23 protein-coding genes are annotated in these 19,763 nt (G+C 67.2%); 8 read left to right on the plus strand and 15 right to left on the minus strand.

Annotated elements, in window-relative coordinates; translation table 11 throughout:
- Positions 1 to 144: 144 nt before the first annotated feature.
- From MAA8898_RS13750 to MAA8898_RS13785, 8 genes are all read right to left on the minus strand, one after another.
- Positions 145 to 951: an ABC transporter permease gene (locus MAA8898_RS13750; RefSeq protein WP_094021607.1), complete on the minus strand. Its 807-nt coding sequence runs from the start codon at positions 949 to 951 to the stop codon at positions 145 to 147.
- 88 nt (positions 952 to 1,039) lie between these two features.
- The gene (locus MAA8898_RS13755; RefSeq protein WP_094021608.1) at positions 1,040 to 1,921 is read right to left on the minus strand and encodes an ABC transporter permease; all 882 of its coding nucleotides are present in this window, start codon (positions 1,919 to 1,921) and stop codon (positions 1,040 to 1,042) included.
- A gap of 110 nt (positions 1,922 to 2,031) precedes the next feature.
- On the minus strand, positions 2,032 to 2,757 hold the full coding sequence (locus tag MAA8898_RS13760) for a transporter substrate-binding domain-containing protein (RefSeq protein WP_094021609.1): 726 nt from the start codon (positions 2,755 to 2,757) through the stop codon (positions 2,032 to 2,034).
- 65 nt (positions 2,758 to 2,822) lie between these two features.
- Positions 2,823 to 3,596 (minus strand): ABC transporter ATP-binding protein, encoded by a 774-nt coding sequence (locus MAA8898_RS13765; RefSeq protein ID WP_094021610.1) that lies wholly within the window; start codon positions 3,594 to 3,596, stop codon positions 2,823 to 2,825.
- Between the two features lie 97 nt (positions 3,597 to 3,693).
- A complete protein-coding gene (locus tag MAA8898_RS13770) occupies positions 3,694 to 4,419 on the minus strand; it encodes a phosphate/phosphite/phosphonate ABC transporter substrate-binding protein (RefSeq protein WP_094021611.1) in 726 nt (241 codons plus the stop codon).
- A complete protein-coding gene (locus tag MAA8898_RS13775) occupies positions 4,416 to 4,853 on the minus strand; it encodes a tellurite resistance TerB family protein (RefSeq protein ID WP_094021612.1) in 438 nt (145 codons plus the stop codon). Before MAA8898_RS13775 ends, MAA8898_RS13770 begins: the two co-directional genes overlap by 4 nt.
- Positions 4,854 to 4,899: 46 nt before the next feature.
- On the minus strand, positions 4,900 to 5,343 hold the full coding sequence (locus tag MAA8898_RS13780) for a tellurite resistance TerB family protein (RefSeq protein ID WP_094021613.1): 444 nt from the start codon (positions 5,341 to 5,343) through the stop codon (positions 4,900 to 4,902).
- A gap of 52 nt (positions 5,344 to 5,395) precedes the next feature.
- Positions 5,396 to 6,187, minus strand: a complete 792-nt coding sequence (locus tag MAA8898_RS13785; RefSeq protein WP_094021614.1) for a 23S rRNA (adenine(2030)-N(6))-methyltransferase RlmJ — start codon at positions 6,185 to 6,187, stop codon at positions 5,396 to 5,398.
- 138 nt (positions 6,188 to 6,325) lie between these two features.
- Between MAA8898_RS13785 and MAA8898_RS13790 the strand changes: the two genes are divergently transcribed.
- Positions 6,326 to 6,802: a hypothetical protein gene (locus tag MAA8898_RS13790; protein ID WP_141194856.1), complete on the plus strand. Its 477-nt coding sequence runs from the start codon at positions 6,326 to 6,328 to the stop codon at positions 6,800 to 6,802.
- A gap of 354 nt (positions 6,803 to 7,156) precedes the next feature.
- Here the strand turns inward: MAA8898_RS13790 and MAA8898_RS25815 are convergent, their stop codons facing one another.
- Both MAA8898_RS25815 and pyrG read right to left on the minus strand, forming a co-directional pair.
- Positions 7,157 to 7,918, minus strand: a complete 762-nt coding sequence (locus MAA8898_RS25815) for a hypothetical protein (protein ID WP_141194857.1) — start codon at positions 7,916 to 7,918, stop codon at positions 7,157 to 7,159.
- Between the two features lie 7 nt (positions 7,919 to 7,925).
- On the minus strand, positions 7,926 to 9,569 hold the full coding sequence (gene pyrG / locus MAA8898_RS13795; RefSeq protein WP_094021616.1) for a CTP synthase: 1,644 nt from the start codon (positions 9,567 to 9,569) through the stop codon (positions 7,926 to 7,928).
- A gap of 281 nt (positions 9,570 to 9,850) precedes the next feature.
- On the opposite strand from pyrG, the gene MAA8898_RS13800 reads away from it, so the two are divergent.
- Complete coding sequence (locus tag MAA8898_RS13800; RefSeq protein WP_094021617.1) at positions 9,851 to 10,204, plus strand: hypothetical protein; 354 nt, start codon at positions 9,851 to 9,853, stop codon at positions 10,202 to 10,204.
- A gap of 79 nt (positions 10,205 to 10,283) precedes the next feature.
- Here MAA8898_RS13800 and secG read toward each other — a convergent pair whose 3' ends face one another.
- Positions 10,284 to 10,667, minus strand: coding sequence for a preprotein translocase subunit SecG (gene secG, locus MAA8898_RS13805; protein WP_094021618.1), 384 nt, complete (start codon positions 10,665 to 10,667; stop codon positions 10,284 to 10,286).
- Positions 10,668 to 10,801: 134 nt separating this feature from the next.
- Here secG and nthA point away from each other — a divergent pair, with 134 nt between their 5' ends.
- The 3 genes from nthA to MAA8898_RS13820 are packed head-to-tail and all read left to right on the plus strand — an operon-like array spanning position 10,802 to position 12,407.
- Positions 10,802 to 11,431, plus strand: coding sequence for a nitrile hydratase subunit alpha (gene nthA / locus MAA8898_RS13810; RefSeq protein WP_094021784.1), 630 nt, complete (start codon positions 10,802 to 10,804; stop codon positions 11,429 to 11,431).
- Positions 11,428 to 12,102 carry a nitrile hydratase subunit beta gene (gene nthB, locus MAA8898_RS13815; protein ID WP_094021619.1) on the plus strand — a complete coding sequence of 225 codons (675 nt, stop codon included), beginning with the start codon at positions 11,428 to 11,430 and terminating at the stop codon, positions 12,100 to 12,102. Before nthA ends, nthB begins: the two co-directional genes overlap by 4 nt.
- Positions 12,099 to 12,407, plus strand: a complete 309-nt coding sequence (locus MAA8898_RS13820) for a nitrile hydratase accessory protein (RefSeq protein WP_094021620.1) — start codon at positions 12,099 to 12,101, stop codon at positions 12,405 to 12,407. Before nthB ends, MAA8898_RS13820 begins: the two co-directional genes overlap by 4 nt.
- A gap of 73 nt (positions 12,408 to 12,480) precedes the next feature.
- On the opposite strand, the gene MAA8898_RS13825 is transcribed toward MAA8898_RS13820, so the two are convergent.
- Positions 12,481 to 12,879: a DUF6524 family protein gene (locus MAA8898_RS13825; RefSeq protein WP_094021621.1), complete on the minus strand. Its 399-nt coding sequence runs from the start codon at positions 12,877 to 12,879 to the stop codon at positions 12,481 to 12,483.
- Between the two features lie 142 nt (positions 12,880 to 13,021).
- Here MAA8898_RS13825 and MAA8898_RS13830 point away from each other — a divergent pair, with 142 nt between their 5' ends.
- Entirely contained in the window at positions 13,022 to 14,317 is a 1,296-nt protein-coding gene (locus MAA8898_RS13830; RefSeq protein WP_094021622.1) for an adenylosuccinate synthase, read from the plus strand.
- A 42-nt stretch (positions 14,318 to 14,359) separates the two neighbouring features.
- The gene (locus MAA8898_RS13835) at positions 14,360 to 14,587 is read left to right on the plus strand and encodes a DUF2842 domain-containing protein (protein WP_094021623.1); all 228 of its coding nucleotides are present in this window, start codon (positions 14,360 to 14,362) and stop codon (positions 14,585 to 14,587) included.
- Between the two features lie 261 nt (positions 14,588 to 14,848).
- On the opposite strand, the gene MAA8898_RS13840 is transcribed toward MAA8898_RS13835, so the two are convergent.
- On the minus strand, positions 14,849 to 15,277 hold the full coding sequence (locus MAA8898_RS13840; RefSeq protein WP_094021624.1) for a YqaA family protein: 429 nt from the start codon (positions 15,275 to 15,277) through the stop codon (positions 14,849 to 14,851).
- Positions 15,278 to 15,456: 179 nt separating this feature from the next.
- The gene (locus tag MAA8898_RS13845; RefSeq protein WP_141194858.1) at positions 15,457 to 18,063 is read right to left on the minus strand and encodes a hypothetical protein; all 2,607 of its coding nucleotides are present in this window, start codon (positions 18,061 to 18,063) and stop codon (positions 15,457 to 15,459) included.
- Positions 18,064 to 18,190: 127 nt separating this feature from the next.
- Between MAA8898_RS13845 and MAA8898_RS13850 the strand changes: the two genes are divergently transcribed.
- Positions 18,191 to 18,880: a thiamine diphosphokinase gene (locus MAA8898_RS13850; RefSeq protein ID WP_094021626.1), complete on the plus strand. Its 690-nt coding sequence runs from the start codon at positions 18,191 to 18,193 to the stop codon at positions 18,878 to 18,880.
- Here MAA8898_RS13850 and MAA8898_RS13855 read toward each other — a convergent pair.
- Positions 18,798 to 19,748 carry a DMT family transporter gene (locus MAA8898_RS13855; RefSeq protein ID WP_094021627.1) on the minus strand — a complete coding sequence of 317 codons (951 nt, stop codon included), beginning with the start codon at positions 19,746 to 19,748 and terminating at the stop codon, positions 18,798 to 18,800. The two genes, MAA8898_RS13850 and MAA8898_RS13855, sit on opposite strands and share 83 nt — an antisense overlap.
- Positions 19,749 to 19,763: the final 15 nt, after the last annotated feature.

Raw genomic sequence — 19,763 nt, forward strand, 5'->3', positions numbered from 1 at the left:
TTGAGGACTCGTTCTTTCGGAATTTGATCAAATTCATATGCGAGCCGGCGCGATCCGGCAAGAGGGACGTGGAGACCATGCCGCCGAACCCCGCGCCCTGCCGCCTTCGTGACACGGATGGGCACTCCGGGCGCCGGCCTGGCCTCAGCGGATCAGGTTCATCCGCATCTTCAGGCGCCCCCGGACATCCTGCGGCAGATGACGGTTCAGCCGCCGGTTGATCAGCCCGAATAGGCCGATGATGACCAGCGTCACCAGGATGAAGTAGCCCGCCAGGATCGGGTAGGGCACGAAGGGGTTGAAGGTCTTGTCGGCAAAGTAGCTGGCGTAATACAGCGCGTCGCCGCGCTGCTGCCAGGCGGGAAAGCCGGAAAAGAACACCAGCGTCGTGGCATGGAACAGAAAGATCGCCTCGTTGGTGTAGGCCGGCCAGGCCAGCCGCAGCATGGTGGGCCAGGTGATCTTGCGGAACTTCTTCCAGCCGGAGAACCCGTAGGCATCCGCCGCCTCCATGTCGCCCTTGGGGATCGACAGAAGCGCGCCGTAAAAGATCTCGCCGGAATAGGCCGAGGTATTCAGGAACAGCACGATCAACGCCCCCAGCCAGGCCGCGGTGAAGGCGTCGAAGACCGGCGAGACCGACTTGAGGCTGAGAAAGGCGAAATAGGCAAAGAAGAACTGGATGAACAGCGGGCTGCCCCGGAACACGAAGATGAACCATTCCGACGCCTTGCGCGCCACCGGGTTCGCCGCGCCCTTGCCCAGCGCCACCGCGGTGGCGAGGAAGAAGCCCGACAGCAGGGCAAGCGTGCCGAAGTAGACGTTCCAGATCATGCCCGAGCCGATCAGCACCACCTGCTTGCACAGGGTGAAATCGTCGCGCGGCAGCAGCCGTTCGCCGATCCCGATCGAGCGCAGGCCGTAGTCCATCAGCGTGTCCCAGCAGCTCATGCCCGCCCCCCGTGTTTCTTCTGGCCCGAAATATCTCGGGGGGAGGCCCGCAGGGCCGGGGGGCAGCGCCCCCCTGCACGACCGCCGCTCATGCCGCCTTCCTTTGCGCTTCGCCGCCCGTGGTCGCCTGGCCATGGGTCAGCCGTGCCATGACCCGGTCCAGCACCAGTTCGGACACGCGGGTGAACGCCAGGTAGAAGACCAGCAGCGCGAGGAAATACCACATCCGCCAGTCGCCGTGCGGGTAGTCGGTAAAGCGGGGTGTCTTGGACCCGCCCAGCTCGCGCGCCCAATAGACGATGTCTTCGACCCCCAGCAGGAACAAGAGCGGCGTGGCCTTGATCAGCACCATCCAGAGGTTCGACAGGCCGGGCATTGCAAAGACCCACATCTGCGGCACCAGGATGCGCCAGAAACACTGGCGCTGGCTCATGCCGTAGGCCTCGGCGGTCTCCATCTGCGCGCGCGGCACCGCCCGCATCGCGCCATAGAGCACGTTCGCGGCGAAAGCGCCGAAGACGATGGAAAAGGTCAGCACCGCGAGGAAGAAACCATAGGTCTCGTGCACCCATTGCGCGGCATTGCCCAGCGGCAGCTTGGCCTCCGGACAGACCACGAAATCGTTGCCCTGGCGGATCGGCTCGGTCCACTCGGGGCACTTGATCTCGTGCCGGATCCACTCGAAGAACTGGTCGAGCGCGATCACGAAGAACAGGAAAAAGGCGATGTCCGGCACGCCCCGCACGATGGCGACATAGCCACGGCCCAGCAGGCTGAGCGGCAGGAACCGCGACCGCGCGGCGCTGGCCCCGGCAAAGCCGAAGGCCAGGGCCGCGGGCGCTGTGATCGCCAGCAGCAGCAGGACTGTCCCGACCGACCAGTAGATCGCCATGTGCTTGCCTGTCGTCAGGTAGCAGGCCATCCAGTGGAGATCGGACAGGGTGTCGGGGGCTGAACAGAAACCGAACATCGCGGGATCAGGCGAGGCTGGACACGACGGCGGAGCCTGGCGGGCAAAAGTTTTGCAAAACTTTTGCAAATTTCTTCAAAAGAAATCTGCCCGCCAGTCCCCGTCGCCGGTCAGAAGCCTTCGCCGATTTCCCACTTGGCGATCAGCGCATTCAGCGATCCGTCATCCTTCATCGACTGGATCGCCGCGTCGAACTTGGCGCGCAACTCGCCGTCGCTTTCGCGCAGGCCCATGCCCACGCCGCCGCCGATCAGCACCGACTCGCCCACCAGCGCAAGCTCGGCGTCCTCGTCGGCGATCGGCACCAGGTAGGCGCGGTCAGCCAGGACCGCGTCGGCCTCGCCGTTGCGAACCGCGGCGATGGTCTCCTCGGGGGTTGCGAATTCGACCAGCGTGGCGCCCATCTCGGCGATGTAGGCGGCCTGGATCGTGCTGGCCTGCGCGGCGAAGACGCCGTTCGCCATGTCGATCTCGGCGCCCTCGCGTCCCAGGAAGGCGGAGGGGTCGGGCTGGGTGTAGTTCTGGGTGAAGTCGATCACCTCTTCGCGCTCGTCGGTGATCGACATGCCGGCGATGATGGCGTCGTAGTTGCCCGACACCAGGTTCGGAATGATCGAGTCCCAATCATTCGTCACCCATTCGCAGGTCAGCTCGGCGCGCTTGCACAGCTCGTCGCCCAGGTCGCGCTCAAAGCCGGCGACCTGGCCGCTGTCGTCGATGTAGTTGTACGGAGGGTAGGCGCCCTCGGTGCCGAGGCGCACCACGGAATGGCTGGCCGCCCAGGCCGCACCGGCGAACATCGCCAGCGCCGCGGTTCCGATCAATAGTTTCTTCATGAGGTTACTCCCTTGTATTGACCCGGCGGCTGTCCCGCCGGCTGCATCACCGGCCGTTTTTCGGCCTAGGCGTGAACGGTCGACTGCAGGAAGCCCTGCAGCCGTTCCGACTTGGGCGCGCCGAAGAGTGTTTCCGGCGGCCCCTGTTCCTCGATCTGGCCCTGGTGGAGAAAGACCACGTGGTCGCTCACATCCGAGGCCATCTTCATGTCGTGCGTCACGATGATCATCGTGCGGCCCTCTCCGGCCAGCGACTTGATCACCCGCACCACCTCCTGTTCCAGTTCCGGGTCCAGCGCCGAGGTCGGCTCGTCGAACAGCAGCGCCTCGGGCTCCATGCACAGGGCGCGGGCGATGGCGGCGCGCTGCTGCTGGCCCCCCGACAGCTGCGCCGGAAAGGCGTCGCACTTGTCGCCGATGCCGACCTTGTCGAGATAGCCGCGCGCGGCCTCCTCGACCGCGGCGCGGTCACGCCCCAGCACGGTGACGGGCGCCTCCATCACGTTCTGCAGGATCGTCATGTGGGCCCACAGGTTGAACTGCTGGAACACCATCGACAGGTTGGTGCGGATGCGCAGCACCTGCTTGGGATCGGACGGCCGGCGATGGTGGCCCTTGCCCTTCCAGTGCACTGGCTCGCCCTTGAACAGGATGTCGCCCTGCTGGCTGTCTTCCAGCAGGTTGCAGCACCGCAGCAGCGTCGACTTGCCAGAGCCCGAAGACCCGATCAGCGAAATCACCTCGCCCTTGTGCGCCGTGATGTCCACGCCCTTGATCACTTCGAGCGACCCATAGGCCTTGTGCAGGTTCCGGATCTCGATGACAGGGGTTTCGGACAAGGGGGCCTCGGGTCGGCGTCAGGTTGGCCGGTATCAACGCGCAAAGCAGCGGTCTTGGCAAGGGGGCCGTGGCCAAAAAGCCCGTTCTGACCTAGGGTCAGGCCGGCGGTGGCGCCGGGATCGGCTGGGCCAGGTAGGCCGCCGGACCCAACACGCACAGCCCCTGCGGTCCTCCCATATCCCGCCGGTCGCCGTCCGGTAGAGCGGACAGCGCGGCCGACAGGGCGGCGCGCAGCGGTTCGGGATCCCGGGTCCGTGCCGAGATGAGCGGCAGGCCGGGGGTGGCCGCTGTCGTGCCCCGGACCGAGACGCGGGCGGCAAGCCCGGGTTCCGTGTGTCGCAGGATGCGCCAGGTCACGGCATCGACAAAGGCGATGTCCGCCGCGCCGCACGCAACGGCCTCGACCGAGGCGCTATGGGCCCCTGTGCAGTGATAGCCGGCAAAGGTCTGACCACCCGTCGCCGCCCAGCCGGACTGGCTGTCCGGCGCGTTGTAGGCCAGTTGCAGCGCCGCAGTCGGGCGAGGCTCGTCCGGGCGGGTGACGATGACGGACCGGTAGAGCCCTGGTGGCGTGTCCGGCAGCGCAAAGTCCAGCGTTCCCACGTAGGTGACATGCGGGTGCAGCCGCGCCCGGAAGGGCAAGCCGCAGGTCTGCGACAGCACCAGGTCCGGCGCCAGCCAGTGCGCATCCCAGTCCGCGGGCAGGTCTTCGGGCGGGATCAGGTCCGGCAGGCCGGGCAGGTGGCGGCGCACTTCGGCCCACAACCGCCGCCACGCGGGCGCGGTCTCGTGGCGCCAGTACATCGGCAGGCTGGCGATCACGCCTTGCTGACCCGCTGCCGCGCCAGCGCGCTGTCCCGGTCGTTGACGCCCAGCAGGTTGGACACCAGGCGCAAAAGCGCGTCTTCCTCGGCGTCGCGCACGCCATCGGCCAGCACCACCTGCCACAGCGCCTCGATCACCGCGATGCGGTCCTCGTAGGGCACGGCATCCTTGATCGCGCGGGTAAATCGGACGGTGTCGGGGGCCTCTTCCTCCAGCGTCTCGGCCTCGCCGCGCAGGCGCGCCGCCTCGAACGGCGACAGGCCATAGCGCGCCGTCACGATGCGGTCGATCCGCCGGCGCTCCTCCTCGTCGAAATGGCCGTCGGAACGGGCGACGCGGACAAGCAGGGCCGTCAAGGCCAGACGGGCGTCACCGTCGGCCAGCGGGGCGGGGTCGGGCGCGGTCAGGCGCTTGAGGAAATCGGCGAACATGCAAGCGATATAGTCGGGCGCGGCGCAAGGCAAAAGCCCGAAGGTGTCACGGGATGACGGCGGCGGCGCGGGCGGCCTCGTTGTCCTCGGTCTCGATCCCCAGCATTTCCTCGATCAGATGCACCAGCATCGCCTCGCGTTCGTCAGTGATGCCGTCGGCCTCGGCCACCTGCCACATGGCCTGCACGGCGTCGATCCGGTGCGCGTAATCCATCGTCTCGCGGATCATCGACGCCAGTTTCGCGTCGTCGGTGACGGTCTGGGCCAGCTTTTCGCAGGTGGCCCGCATCTTGGCTGCCGCGATCGGCTTCAGCCCGAAGGCCCGCGTCAGGACGCGGTCGATCTGGCTGATCTCCTCGAACAGATAGGTGTCATCGGCCCGCGCCACGCGCACCAGAAGCGTGCCGAACGCGAGTTTTGCGTCCAGCTCGGGCAGGGGGACCGGCTTGCGGGCCGGACCTTGGAAAAAGGATTTCAGACGCTCGAACATCGCCCTGCTCCTGTTTGTTTTGCGTTGTGTTAGCACAGGCTTGGGGCGCTCGTCACGACCCTCGCGCGGGCAGCGCCGCAAAACGTGAGGACAAGTCGGCCAGGCTGTCGGCCAGCCCCCAGGGCGGGTTCACGACGAACAGGCCCGATCCGATCATGCGGTGCCCGTCGCGCGCGGGGGGAAAGCGGACCTCGTGGCGCAGCCCCTCGGGGAAGGCTGCCTGAAGGGCGGTCAGCATCGGCGCATGCGGCGCGTCGGTCAGCAGCGGATACCACAGCATCAGCACGCCCACGTTCCACTTGCGGCCGATCCCGGCCAGCCACTTCGGCAGCGTGGCGTAGTCCGACTTGATCTCCCAACTGGGATCGACCAGCAGCAGGCCCCGGCGCGGCTCGGGCGGGCAGAGGCTGTGCGCGAGGGCAAAGCCGTCCTGCCGGTGGATGCTCACGTTCGGCGCGCGGAGTGCGTCCCGCAGGGCGGCGTGTTCCTGCGGGTGCAGTTCGGCCAGGTGCAGCCGGTCGGTGTCGCGCAGCAGGCTCTGCGCGATCAGCGGCGAGCCGGGGTAGGCCTGCGGACCATGCGCCGCGCGCACGCCGTGCAGGGCGCGGGTGTAGGGGTGATCCGGGCCGAACCAGGCCTCGGCCCGGGCGATGCCCTGCGCCGCCTCGCCGGTCTTCTGCGCCTCGGCCCCGGTCAGGTCATACAGGCCGCGCCCGGCGTGCGTCTCGATGTAGCTCAGCGGCTTGCGCTTGCGCGTGAGATAGTCCAGCGCGACGGCCAGCGCCGCGTGCTTGTGCACGTCGGCGAGGTTCCCGGCATGATAGGCGTGTTGATAGCTCAGCATGGGCGCGGCCTAAGCGCTCTGCGGGTTTCGGGCAAGGGGGGACTCGCGCCGCTTGCGCGCAGCGTCGCTTTGCGCTGAGGTAAAAGGGGGCGCAGGTGCGCCGGAGTCGACACGGGGCGGCAAATGACGCAGGCGGTCATGCACGGGGTCCTGGACCGCGACACGCGGGACAAGGAACTGCTGGAATACCTGCGGATCTACGTCATGATCTGGCAGAAGATCGACTTCATCTGGGGCATGTTCCTGACCTCCTACATCCCGCTGTTCGGTTTCCTGCACTTCTACCAGGGTGAGATCGGAGTGTCCTTTGCCGGGCTGTTCGTGCTGGCCATCGCGGTGTTCACCTGGGTCAATGCGCAGGCGCTGCGGCAGCACTACGACATGGCGATCACCATGAGCCGCGAGTTCCGCCGCCTGAACCGCTCGTTTCCCGACCTGAATGGGGTCCTGGTGCGCACCGCGCATGACGGGCGGCCCCGGCTGGTGGGCTTCACCCACGGCTTTGCCTTCCTCGGGTTCCTCTACATGATGCTGGGCCGCACCGGCGTCTGGGTCTGCGCCGCCGGCACGCCGGAAAGCGGCTGGAGTTGTCTTGTCACGCTGCTGTTGGGGTGAGGTAGTGGTCGCGCCGGCCTCCGGTTCCCCGCGCGGAAACAAGGCTGCGGATCTTTACGCGAGTGTAATCCTGGAGGCTTGCCTTAGGCATGACCCACATCAACGCCCGAGCGCGAAGCTCCAAGCGCGGAACAAGGCCGAAGGCCGCCGCGCGAGCGCCGACCCGCCCCCCGGGGCGGCGCTTTGGTTGGGCCTGGTCCCGGCCTCTGGGGTCCTTCGGACGTGTCCCGATAAAGCGCACCCGATCGACCGTCGGAGCGCCACCCCGCGGGTCGGCGCCCGCGCGGCTTGTCAGGAGTTCGGAGGGGAGTTGGTGCGTGCGAGCACGCACCCTAAACCTTGATTTAGAAGCAGCTACTCAACACTGGGAGGATTTGAGTCATCATTGTCTGGAAGATAGGAAATCAGCTTTTTTCCGCTTTCAGCCAACGAGACAACCTTTTCCGCGACGCTGTCGCTCCATCCCAATGCGGCTAACAGAAATCTTGCTGCCGTGGCTGTTTTGCCCCAAAATTCGGATTGCTTGCCCTCAGACTTTGGCGCATTTAAAACTATAGCTCCAACAAGGGCTTCGGTCTCCAGTTTTAGATTTTGGGTGCCAAAAAAATGGGCATGTTCGAGCATGGAAATAATGTGATCTAATCGACGCGCCACATTTTGCAATATTTCTGTCGGTAATCCACTGGATAGGAGATCTTTCTTTAACGCGCGAAACCTATCAACAAACTCTGTTGTGTCAAAGTCGAGTTTCGATTGTTCGTACTTTCCATCCAAAGCAAAATGAATGTTGGTGAGATTCACCACGTTCTCTGGCCTCAGAAAATTGCTTTTGGCTCCATCTAAAGTCAGGTGGACGTGAGCAAAGCTCTTGAGGCCCTTAAACGGGTTCAGGTAGTTCCGTAATTGTTTTTTTAACGACTCATCGTAACCCAGAAGTTCGATTTCTTTTTCCGTCAAAGATACCAGTTCAAAGAGCCTGTTAAGAATAATTAGCTCCCTGTCATCCCCTGAAATATCCAAGGCGTCAGCAGCGACTGTCAGAAAGCGTTCTTTGGGCCTGTTGGTACTCAATACTTTGGACAAAATGAAATTTAGCTGTTGTGCTGAAGTAGTCATTCGTGCCTCACACCAACCTGCTCACCTCTTTCGCCGCCCTGACAAAATCCCTGAACAACGGATGCGGGTCAAAGGGTTTCGACTTCAGCTCGGGGTGGAACTGGACGCCGATGAACCACGGGTGGTCCGGCCATTCCACGATCTCGGGCAGCCGCCCGTCCGGGGACATGCCGGAGAAACACAGCCCGCCCGCCTCCAGCTGCTCGCGGTAGGCGATGTCCACCTCGTAGCGGTGGCGGTGGCGTTCGTCGATGGTCGTCGTGCCGTAGACCTCGGCCACCTTGGACCCGGCCGACAGCACCGCGTCGTAGGCGCCCAGGCGCATGGTGCCGCCCTTGTCGTCCTTGACCGAGCGGTTGACCTTCTGGTTGCCCTGCACCCATTCCTTGAGGTGGTAGACCACCGGCTCGAACCGCTTTTCGCCCTTCTCGTGGTCGAATTCCTCGGACCCGGCCTTGGCCATGCCGGCGACGTTGCGCGCGGCCTCGATCACCGCCATCTGCATCCCCAGGCAGATGCCCAGGTAGGGCACCTTGTGCTCGCGTGCGAACTGGGCGGCCTTGATCTTGCCCTCCGTCCCGCGCTCGCCAAAGCCGCCGGGGACGAGGATGGCATCGAACTTCTCGAGGTGCGGTGCTGCGTCCTCGCGCTCGAACAGCTCGGCGTCGACCCATTCGATGTTGACCTTGACCCGGTTGAACATGCCGCCATGGGTCAGCGCCTCGGCGATGGACTTGTAGGCGTCCTCCAGCTGCGTGTACTTGCCGACGATGGCGACGGTGACCGCGCCTTCGGGGTTGTGGATGCGGTCGCTGACGTCCTCCCACTTGCGCAGGTCGGGCTTGGGCGCGGGGCTGATCTGGAAGGCGTCCAGCACCGCCTGGTCCATCCCCTCGCGGTGGTAGGCCAGCGGCGCGTCGTAGATCGACGACAGGTCCTGCGCGGCGATCACCGCGTCGGGGCGGACGTTGCAGAACAGCGCCAGCTTGTCGCGCTCCTTCTGCGGGATCGGCCCCTCGGAGCGGCACACCAGGATGTCCGGCGCGATGCCGATGGAGCGCAACTCCTTGACCGAGTGCTGGGTCGGCTTGGTCTTCAGCTCGCCACTGGCCTTGATGAAGGGCAGCAGCGTCAAATGCATGAAGATGCACTGGCCGCGGGGCTTGTCCTGGCTGAACTGGCGGATCGCCTCGAAGAAGGGCAGGCCCTCGATGTCGCCCACCGTGCCGCCGATCTCGCACAGCATGAAGTCGACCTCATCCTCGCCGATCGAGATGAAGTCCTTGATCTCGTTGGTGACGTGGGGAATGACCTGGATCGTCTTGCCGAGGTAGTCGCCGCGGCGCTCCTTCTCCAGCACGTTCATGTAGATCCGGCCCGAGGAGATCGAGTCGCTGCGCCGCGCCGGCACGCCGGTAAAGCGTTCGTAGTGGCCGAGGTCGAGGTCGGTCTCGGCGCCGTCGTCGGTTACGAAGACCTCGCCGTGCTCAAAGGGCGACATCGTGCCGGGATCGACGTTCAGGTAGGGGTCAAGCTTGCGCAGCCGGACCGAAAAGCCGCGCGCCTGGAGCAGCGCGCCCAGGGCGGCCGAAGCCAGCCCCTTGCCAAGCGAAGAGACAACACCGCCGGTGATGAAGATGAAGCGTGCCATGTTCAGCGACCCCGTGATCTAAAGCGATTTCATGTGCGATTCACCGGCCCGGCGAACGCAGCACCACGGGAGTCCACACGTAGAGGATTCGCGAGCGCTTGTCCATAGAACCGCAAGATGCTGCGGGGGCCGATAGTGACTGCGCGATCCCTAGTAGGGCCTTTGCGCGGGCGGGTGGCGGGTATTCCGGACTGCCCCTGCGAGCCTTTGGATGACAGGCTGGCCGGGCCGGGCGCGCAGGTGCCCGGGTCTTTCAGGCAAGTGTTTTCAGGAGGTTCGCGATGAAACCGATATCCATCAACAAGCCCGGCAGCGACGCCCATGCCGAGGCCGGGCTGCGGTCGGACGGCGAACTGGTGCAGGCGGCGTCCGACGACGCCTTTGTCTTCAATCGCACGGCAAAGGGCGGGTTTTCCGACGTCTCGGGCCTGGGCACCGAGATCACGGTTGCCGAGGCCCGCCACGGTCCGTCCCACACGCCGGAGTGGACCCATCCGACCAGCGGAGACCCCGGTGCGGCATCCGGCGGCGCAGGGTCGGACCCGGAATGGCGTTACGTCCCGGTGCGCCGGATCGTCGACAGCGGCGGAGATGAGGACATGGGGTTCCATTGGGGCGACGACAGCCTCTTGTGACCGGGGTCCGGTTTTTCGGAAATGGACAGGCGGCCACGCGGGCCGCCTTTGGTGTTGGCCGGGTGCGGGACGTCCGGTGTCAGTCGGCCCGGGGCACCAGCGGCGCGTCGGCGTCACCCCCCGCGGAGGGCGGCGGCACCAGCTGGCTGGGGTCGAGGCCGTCGAGCGTGGGCGCCGCCGGGGCCGGGGCGTCGTCCGCGGGCGCCGAGGTGCCGAGACGGTCGAGGATCGAGCTGCCCGAGGCATTGCGCGCGGCGATCACCGTCATGGTCAGCGAGGTGCAGATGAAGCCGACGGCAAGGATCCAGGTCACCTTGCCCAGCGCCGAAAGCGGGGCGCGCTGGCTCATCGCGCCGCCGCCACCGCCCATCCCCAGGCCGCCGCCTTCGCTGCGCTGAAGCAGCACGACTCCGATCAGGCCGAGGGCCAGAAGCAGGTGGACGATGAGGATGACGTTTTCCATGGGCGCGCGCCTTTGGTCAGGTTTCGGGGTCATGTATGACAAGCGCCCCGGCGGTGCAAGCGACGAAAGCCCGCAAGGCGCGACGTGGCGGAGGAGTGCTTGCCTTGTCCGTGGCCGGGCGGCATTCTGCCGCCATGCCCCATGATCATCACGACCACACCGACGACGCCCCGCCGCACAGCCTGCTGCCGCCCGATCCGGCGCTGCGGGTCAAGGCGCTGGAGACGCTGCTGACGCGCAAAAGGCTGATCGACCCGGGGGCGCTGGACGCGATCATCGAGACCTACGCCCACCGCATCGGGCCGCAGAACGGCGCGGCCGTGGTGGCGCGCGCCTGGACCGACCCGGCGTTCCGCACGCGGCTGCTGGCGGACGCGACAGCGGCGGTCGCGGAGATGGGGTTCACCGGGCGCCAGGGCGAACATGTTGTCGCGGTCGAGAACACGCCCGAGCAGCACAACATGGTCGTCTGCACCCTGTGCTCCTGCTACCCGTGGCCGCTGCTGGGCATTCCGCCGGGCTGGTACAAGTCCGACGCCTACCGCGCCCGCGCGGTGCGCGAACCGCGCGCGGTGCTGGCCGAGTTCGGCGTCACCCTGCCCGAGGGCCAGCGCGTGCGGGTCTGGGATTCGACTGCCGAGGTGCGCTACCTCGTGGTGCCGATGCGCCCGGTGGGGACCGAGGGTCTGGACGTCGCGGCGCTGGCCGCGCTGGTCAGCCGCGACGCCATGATCGGCACGGCTGTCGTGGCGCCGCCCGCATGAGCCGGGTGCACGACATGGGTGGGCGCTTTGGCGACGGGCGGGTGACGCCCGATCTCGAGGACGCGCCGGTCTCTGCGCAGGACTGGCACGCGCGGGCGCTGGCGGTGACGCTGGCGGCGGGGGCGCTGGGGCAATGGACGCTGGACCGCTCGCGCTTTGCCCGCGAGTCGCTGGGGCCTTCGGACTACATGGCGTTTTCCTACTACGAGAAGTGGCTGGCGGGCCTTGCGGACCTGTTGGTGGACTGTGGTGTCGTGAGCCGTGCCGAACTGGCGGGCGCAGAGCCGGAGGCCTCGCCGCTGGCGGCGCGACGGATGGCGGCAGAGCGGGTTCCGGGCGCCCTGGCGCGGGGCGGGCCGGTGTCACGCGACGGGGCCGCGCCGCGATTTGCGGTGGGCGACCTGGTACGCACACGGCGGCCGGCGCGGAACGTTCTGGTGCCTGGCGGGCATACGCGGCTGCCGGGTTACGCCGCCGGGCTGACGGGAAGGGTCGAGCGGTGCCACGGCTGCCACGTCTTTCCCGACGCCAATGCGCACGGGTTGGGTGAGCGGCCAGAGCCGCTTTACACCGTCGTCTTTGACGCGGGCGCGGTCTGGGGCGCGCCCGAGCGCGCGGGGGACTCGGTGAGTTGCGATCTCTGGGACAGCTACCTGGAGCCCTTGGCGTGAGCGCGCCCGAGCCGGCCTTTGCCGCGCCTTGGCACGCCGAGGCCTTTGCCCTGGCCGTGGCGCTGGAGGCGCGCGGCTGTTTCACCTGGGCCGAGTGGACCGAGGTCCTTGGCGCCGTGCTGGCCGAGCACGGGCAGGCACGAGACCTGGATGGGGGCGATGATTATTTCCTGGCCTGGGTCACGGCGCTGGAACGCATTCTCGCGGCGAAGGGGCTGGCCGAGGGTGCCGCGCTGGCAGAGCTGAAGGCGGGCTGGGAGGCGGCCTATCACGCGACACCGCACGGCCAGCCGGTGCGGCTGTAAGGACAGGGACGCCGGACGGACGCTGTTCCGGCTGCGCCGGAAGGCGCCCCGCCCGCCGTCCCATTGGCAGCGCCTAGTTCTGGTCGACGTCGTCCATGTCGACCTGGCCCGACAGCTTGCGCCGGATGATCGACCAGCTGAGACCGGTGCCCAGCACCAGGCTGAGGGCAAAGATGCCGATCCAGGTGGCCAGTTTCGGGTCCGACAGGTCGAGCAACCCGTAATAGCGCAGCGCCCAGAGAATCGTGCCGACCAGCGCCAGCACCAGCAGCATCCCGAACAGCCCGATCGAGCGCAGCGTGGCGCGCAGGTAGATCACGTAGCCGATCAGCAGCAGCAGGCCGAACAGCGCGACCAGAGGCAGGTTGCTCTGGTAGTTCGCCATCGACCAGCGGATGTAGTTCAGGTCCGTCGGGTTGAAGGTCGCGGCCAGCAGCAGGAAGGCGACGAGCCAGCGCAGAAAGAAACTCATGAGGGCACCTCCGGGGGTCTTGCCGCCTTGCTGCCCTGTCGCAACCGTGCTGTCCAGTGGCTTGCGGCAACTTTGCGGTTTCGCGCCGGCGGGGGGGCGCGTATACACGCGCGGGTTTCGCAACCTTGCTAAGGAGGCAGGCATGGCAAACGTGGTGGTCGTTGGCGCCCAGTGGGGCGACGAGGGCAAGGGCAAGATCGTCGACTGGCTGTCGAGCCGGGCAGACGTGATCTGCCGGTTCCAGGGCGGGCACAACGCGGGCCATACGCTGGTGATCGACGGCGCGGTGTTCAAGCTGCACGCGCTGCCCTCGGGCGTGGTCCGGCCGGGCAAGCTGTCGGTGATCGGCAACGGCGTGGTGCTGGATCCGTGGCACCTGCTCAAGGAGATCGAGACGATCCGCGCGCAGGGCGTCGAGATCAGCCCCGAGTCGCTGATGATCGCCGAGAACACGCCGCTGATCCTGCCGATTCACGGCGAGCTGGACCGCGCCCGCGAGGCGGCGGCGCGACCGGGGGCCAAGATCGGCACCACCGGGCGCGGCATCGGGCCCGCCTACGAGGACAAGGTGGGACGACGCGCGGTGCGGGTAGCGGACCTGGCCGATGCGGCGACGCTGGAGGCGCGGGTGGACCGGGCGCTGGCACATCACGACCCGTTGCGGCGCGGACTGGGGATCGAGCCGGTGGACCGCGACGCGCTGATCGCGCAGCTGCGCGAGGTCGCGCCGCAGATCCTGAAATACGCCGGACCCGTCTGGAAAGTGCTGAACGAAAGGCGCCGCGCCGGCAGCCGCATCCTGTTCGAAGGGGCGCAGGGCGCATTGCTGGACATCGACTTCGGCACCTATCCCTTTGTCACCTCGTCGAACGTGATCGCCGGGCAGGCATCGACGGGCACCGGGATCGGGCCGGGAGCGATCGACTTTGTCCTGGGCATCGTCAAGGCCTATACCACCCGCGTGGGTGAAGGCCCGTTCCCGACCGAACTGCTGGACGAGGACGGCGAGACGCTGGGCCGGCGCGGTCACGAGTTCGGCACCACCACGGGGCGCAAGCGGCGCTGCGGCTGGTTCGACGCGGTGCTGGTGCGGCAGACCTGCGCGACCTCGGGCGTAAACGGCATCTCGCTGACCAAGCTGGACGTGCTGGACGGTTTTGACCGGCTGAAGATCTGCGTGGGGTACGAACTGGACGGCCGCGTGCTGGACTACCTCCCCTTTGCGGCCGAGGAACAGGCGCGCTGCGTGCCGGTCTACGAGGAGATGGACGGCTGGAGCGAGTCGACCGAGGGCGCGCGCAGTTGGGCCGAGCTGCCGGCGGCGGCGATCAAGTACGTGCGCCGGGTCGAGGAACTGATTGGCTGCCCGGTGGCGCTGCTGTCGACCTCGCCGGAACGGGACGACACGATTCTGGTCACCGACCCCTTCGCGGACTAAGTCCTCGGCTGGGCGTCGCCTAGGATTGACAGGAGCAGGCACATGGCACTGAGCTACAAGACACGCAAACGGCTGTCCCTTCTGGTGTTGCTGGTGGGATTCCCGCTGTACATCGGCGTGGCCTGGGGCGTGCTCAGCCGCATGGACCTGTGGCAGCTGCCGGTGGCGGTGGAGTTCCTGGTCTACGTGGTCTTCGGGGTGGCCTGGATCCTGCCGCTGAAGCCGATCTTCAAAGGGGTCGGCCAGCCGGATCCGGAAGAAAAGCGATAGGTTCGTCCGGCAGGCGTCCCCGCTGAACGGAAAAGACCCCCGCGGGAGATCCGCAGCTCATCGCGGGTATTTGGCCACGAATGCAACGGCTGTCGTGAAAATTCACGGTAGCCGTGCCATTTCATGTGCGTTGGTCCTGGTGCCGATCCGGCAACTTCCGAGAGTTTTGTCCTGATGCGACATCGAGCAGGAAGTTCATTTTGGGGGTTTCGTGGTCGAAACACATGGCCGGCATCTCGACCGATACATTGGTGCGGCAACCTATAGCCATGCCAGCGTCAAACCCGCCACGGCGAGGTATCTTCCAGCCTTGGCAAGTGTGACGATGAAGAGGAAACTCGCCAAGGGTTCCCGCATCAACCCGGCGACAACCGTCAACGGATCGCCGATGACGGGCATCCAGCTGGCCAGCAGGCTCCAGCGTCCGTAGCGATGATATTGCGCCTCCGCCCGGGCCAGGCGGTTGGCTGAAACCGGGAACCACCGCCGGTTCTGGAACCCGCGCAGGAACCGCCCGCAGACCCAGTTGACGACCGAGCCCAGCACGTTGCCGAACGTGGCAACACCGAGCAGCAATGGGACCGAGAGCGAGGCGTCTGTCAGGAAATAGGCCAGAAGTGCTTCTGACTGTGCCGGCAGCAACGTGGCCGCGACGAATGCGGCCAGGAAGAGACTCAGGTAGGCGGCCATTCTCAGCGTCGATTCTTTGGAAGAGGGGCTCCGGAGGGGGTGTCGCTGCCGCTCATACCTGACATCTCGGTCCGTACAAACGTTGAGAGTTGGGAAACCGGGTGTTTCCCAACTCTCATGTCCCCGTTTCCGGAACGAGCCAAGCTGTCCGCGGGAGCTTTTCCGCTATTTGGGGTCGGTCAGCCGTTGGCGGCGGGCTTGAAGCTGATCGTTTCGGCGGCGGTGAAGCGGCCACCGGAGGTCTTGCGGATCTTGCCTTCGCGCAGGAGCTGGCCAAAGCTGCGCAGCCGGTCCTCGCGTGAGCTGTCGGTCACCTCGGCCTGGCGCAGCGTGGTCATCAGCTGCGGGCGCGAGAACTGGTCCCGACCTTCGACGTAGGACATGTAGGCCGCCGCCGCTTCGAGCAGTTCGGGCAGGTCTGCCGCGCCGACGCTGCGGGCGTAGGTGGCAAAGCCGCTATCGTCCTGCGCGTCGCCCTGGGCGTAGTCCTCAGGCTCGGCGCGGCGCACCCTGCGGGGACGCACCGGGGCAGCCGCTGCGGCCGCATCGGCGAAACGCTCCGCGGTGTCGATGCGCTGCTCGGCCACCAGCTTGAGCGGCGTGGCAGGTTCGCTGACCGGGCGTTCGGTCCGCGCGCCGGCGGTCTGCGGGCGGCGCGGGCGCACCACGCTGGCCAGGTCCTCGCGGTAGGGCTCCTGCTCCTCGGCGGCATCGGCCTTGCGGCCCAGCATCCGGTCCGCCTTGGTCGCCGCGACGGCGGCGCGCAGGTGGGCGATGGCGCTGCGTCGGCGGTTGCCCTCGGGCTCGTCCATCTCGGAGTTGGTCTGGTCGAGCAGTCGCGAGGTGTCGTCGTCCTCGACCTCGCGTTCGGTCAGCAGAGCGCGTGCCGGGCTGGCCATCTTGACCGCCTTGCGGGCGCTGTCGCGGACCGCCTCGGGGATCTCCTCGTCCTCGTCCTCGTCCCCGTCGTCCTCGAGGCTTTCGGACTGGGATTCCGGTCCCATGCCCCAGCCACGGTCGGGCGTGCGGATCGGGTTGTCGAGGCGCAGGGGCGTGGTGGCCGCCGGCGTGCCAAGGGCGGACTTCAGCGCGTCATCGTCGATGAGCGTTTCTTCGTCGTCCTCGTCCTCGTCCTCTTCGTCGTCGTCGGCGTCCCAGCCGGACTCGGCGACGTCGTTGGTGTCGTCCTCGTCGTCGTCCTCGTCCCAGGCACCGAAGTCGCTGGCAAGTTCGGCCTTCACGGCGGCGAGCTCACGGGCGAGTTCTTCCTCCTCCTCCTCCGACAGGCTGCTTTCGCTGACCGGTGCGGCGGGAGTGGCAGCGGATGCCGGTGCAGCGGCGGGGGTGGGGGTGTCGAACACCTCCTCCAGGGCACCGGAGTCGATCGCCTTTTCCAGCGCGGCACGCTTGACCTTGACGATCCGGGCCCGAACGGGCGGACCGGACGGCGCGGGGGCCGGCGCGGGGGCTTCGGCTTCGATGCGGTCGTCGTCCTCGTCCTCGTCCTCAAGGTCGAGGTCGAGGTCGAGGTCGCGCAGCGTGGCGGGGGGCGGTGCGTTGGCTTCTGTGGTCCAGGCCTCGTCCAGCGCGTCCTCGTCCGCGTGGTCCTCGTCATGGTCACCGCGTGTGCGGGGCGCCTCGGAGGGGGCGGCCTGGGCAGGCTTGCTCTTGCCGCCGACCAGCGCGGCGACGGCCGCCGCCGCGGCGGAGAGCGCGCTGGCCCGCGCCGTTTCGGGAGCGGGCGCCGGGGCCTCTGCGGCGTCTTCCCGGGCCAGCAGGTCGGCGACGGCGGCGTCCAGCGCGGTCACGTCTTCGCTGTCGTCCGCCGTCTCGTCGGCGATGGCGTCGAAGTCCAGTTCCTCGGTGTCGGTACTTTCGACCACGAACTCCTCGAGCAGCGACTCCAGCGCATCGTCGCGATCGGAGTCGGCCTCGGTGGTGTCTTCGTCGGTGTCGTCGTCATCGTCGAGATCGTCGTCGATTTCGGCTGTTTCGTCTTCGTCGGCGTCGTCCTCCTCCGCGTCGCTCTCGTCGAACATCTGCGCCGCTGTCGGTTCGATCAACTCGGCGGCCTCCTCGACCGCGGGCTCCTCGGCCATGTCGGCCATGTCGGCCAGCAGTTCGGCGGACAGTTCGAGGTCGGGCAGGTCGTCGGTCTCGGGGATCAGATCGGTGTCGGCGTCGTCTGCCAGCGCGACGGGATCCGCCATGTCCGCAGGCTCTGCGATGGCGGCGGCCTCGGCCTCTTCGGCCTGGGCCACCACGGCGCGGATGCGGTCCAGCTTGGCGGCGATATCGTCCGGGGCGGAGGACCGCGGAGCAGGCGCGGCCTCCGCCCCGGCGGGCACCGTGTCGACGGGCAGGATCTCGGGCGAGATCTCCACGTCCTCCGGCGCCGGTCGTTCGGTCAGAACGGCGGTGGCTTCGATGGTGTCATCGTCGGGCAGCAGGTCGGCCGCGGGGGTCGGACGCGCCTGTTCGGCGGCAAAGGACGCGGCCATCGCGCCGGCCGAGGCGGCGGCGGTGCGCACCCGTGGCGGGCTGCCCAGCGTCAGCGTGCCGCCGCTGCTGTCTGCGAGCCTGTCGCGCAGGTACTCCGACGCCAGCTCGGGATCGAACTGCGGCGGTTCGGCGCCGAAAAAGCGATCCTCTCCCACCACACCGCGGAAGAAATGCGTGGTCTCCTTGACCACGTCCAGCGGATCGTCGAATCCCTCTGCGGTACAGGAGAAGGTTCCGTAGGAAACGGTCAGGATCTTGCTCGAACTCACCATTGTGCTGCTCACTTTCTGTCGTTCTGCAACAGTGTGTTTACCACGTTGACCGGGACGAAAGCTGATCGAATCTGTGCCCGCAAGGGTATCATTTCGTGACCGGATTGTGGTCTGTTTCGCAAAGCGCCATTAATCGGCCATGAATTCTAAAATTGTTCAGAGCGATGCGCCGGTTCTTCTGGTGGGCGGTGGTGCGGCGGAGCCGGCCGTGCTGGCCGCCGCTGTCCGGGCTGCGGAAACAGTCGTGGCGGCCGATGGCGGTGCGGCGCGGGTGCTGGCGCTGGGGCGGATGCCCGACGCGGTCTACGGCGACATGGACTCGCTCGCCCCTGAGATCCAGGAGCGGCTGGCGCCGGGGGTGCTGCGCCCGGTCGACGAACAGGACAGCACCGATTTCGACAAATGCCTGAGGCACATCGCGGCGCCCGTGGTGCTGGGACACGGCTTTCTCGGCGATCGGCTGGACCACCAGCTGGCGGCGATGACGGTGCTGTGCCTGCGGCCCGAGCGGCGCTGCGTGCTGGTCGGGGCCGAGGATGTCGTGATGCTTTGCCCGCCGGAGATCGCGCTGGCGCTGGCGCCCGGCACGCGGCTGTCCCTGTTTCCGATGGGGCCGGTCACGGCGCGGTCGCAGGGGCTGCGCTGGCCGCTTGACGGGCTGGCGTTCCGTCCGGCCGGGGTGATCGGCACCTCGAACGAGGTGACAGGACCGCTGCGGCTGTGGATGGACGCCCCGGTGATGTTGCTCATCCTGCCGGTGGCGTGCCTGAGTGAATTGCTTGCGGCACTGGCGGCCGCGCCCGGTGCATGGCCCGCTCGCGCAGGATGATGTAGAGACCGGCGGCGATGGTGACGGCGATGCCGCAGGCAGCGAGAGGGCCGGGCAGATCGCCGAAGAGGGCGAATCCCACCACGGTGGCGAACGGGATCTCGAGGTACTGCATCGGCGCAACCGTCGAGGCCGGGACGTAGCGCAGCGACCAGGTCATCAGCAGGTGCGCGCCTGTCCCGGTGATCCCCATCAGCGCGACCAGCGTCCAGCCTTGGGCGGTCGGGGCGATCCAGGCCAGTTGGGGCAGGGTGTCGGCAGGTGTCAGGGCCATGACCGGCACCAGCAGCGCCAGCGCCATCAGGGCGGAGACCGCCTGCATCCCGATCGGGTCGGTCCGGCCCGCAATTTGACGGGTAACCAGCATGAAGAGCGCAAAGATCACCGCGACGCCCAGCGGCAGCAGCGCGGGCCAGCCGACCTGCGAAAAGGCCGGCTGCACCACCATCAGCGTCCCGGCAAAGCCCACCGCGCAAGCGGCGAGGCGGCGCAGGCCCACCTCCTCGCCCAGGAACCAGAACCCCAGCAGCAGCAGGACAAAAGGCATCACGTAGGCGATGGCGATGGCATCGGCCAGCGGCAGGTACAGCAACGAGGTGAAGACCAGCCCGATCCCGAGGATGTGCAGCAGGGTCCGCAGCGCCACCAGCCCGAGGGTCCGGCGGTCCATCCGCCAAGCGCGGCCGGTGGCCAGGGTCAGCGGTACGAGGATCAGCGCCTGCACCGCGAAACGCAGGGTCACCAACTGGCCCACGGCCAGGTGCGGCCCCAGCAGCTTGGCCATGGCATCGGCGAACGGCGCGAGCACGCAAAAGCCGAGCATGAGCGCGATGCCGAGAAGCGGGCGGTCGAGATCCGGCTGGGTCATGTCATTTGCCCCGGG

Origin of the sequence: Antarctobacter aquimaris (assembly GCF_900184945.1) — a bacterium.
Classification (GTDB): Bacteria; Pseudomonadota; Alphaproteobacteria; order Rhodobacterales; family Rhodobacteraceae; genus Maliponia; species Maliponia aquimaris.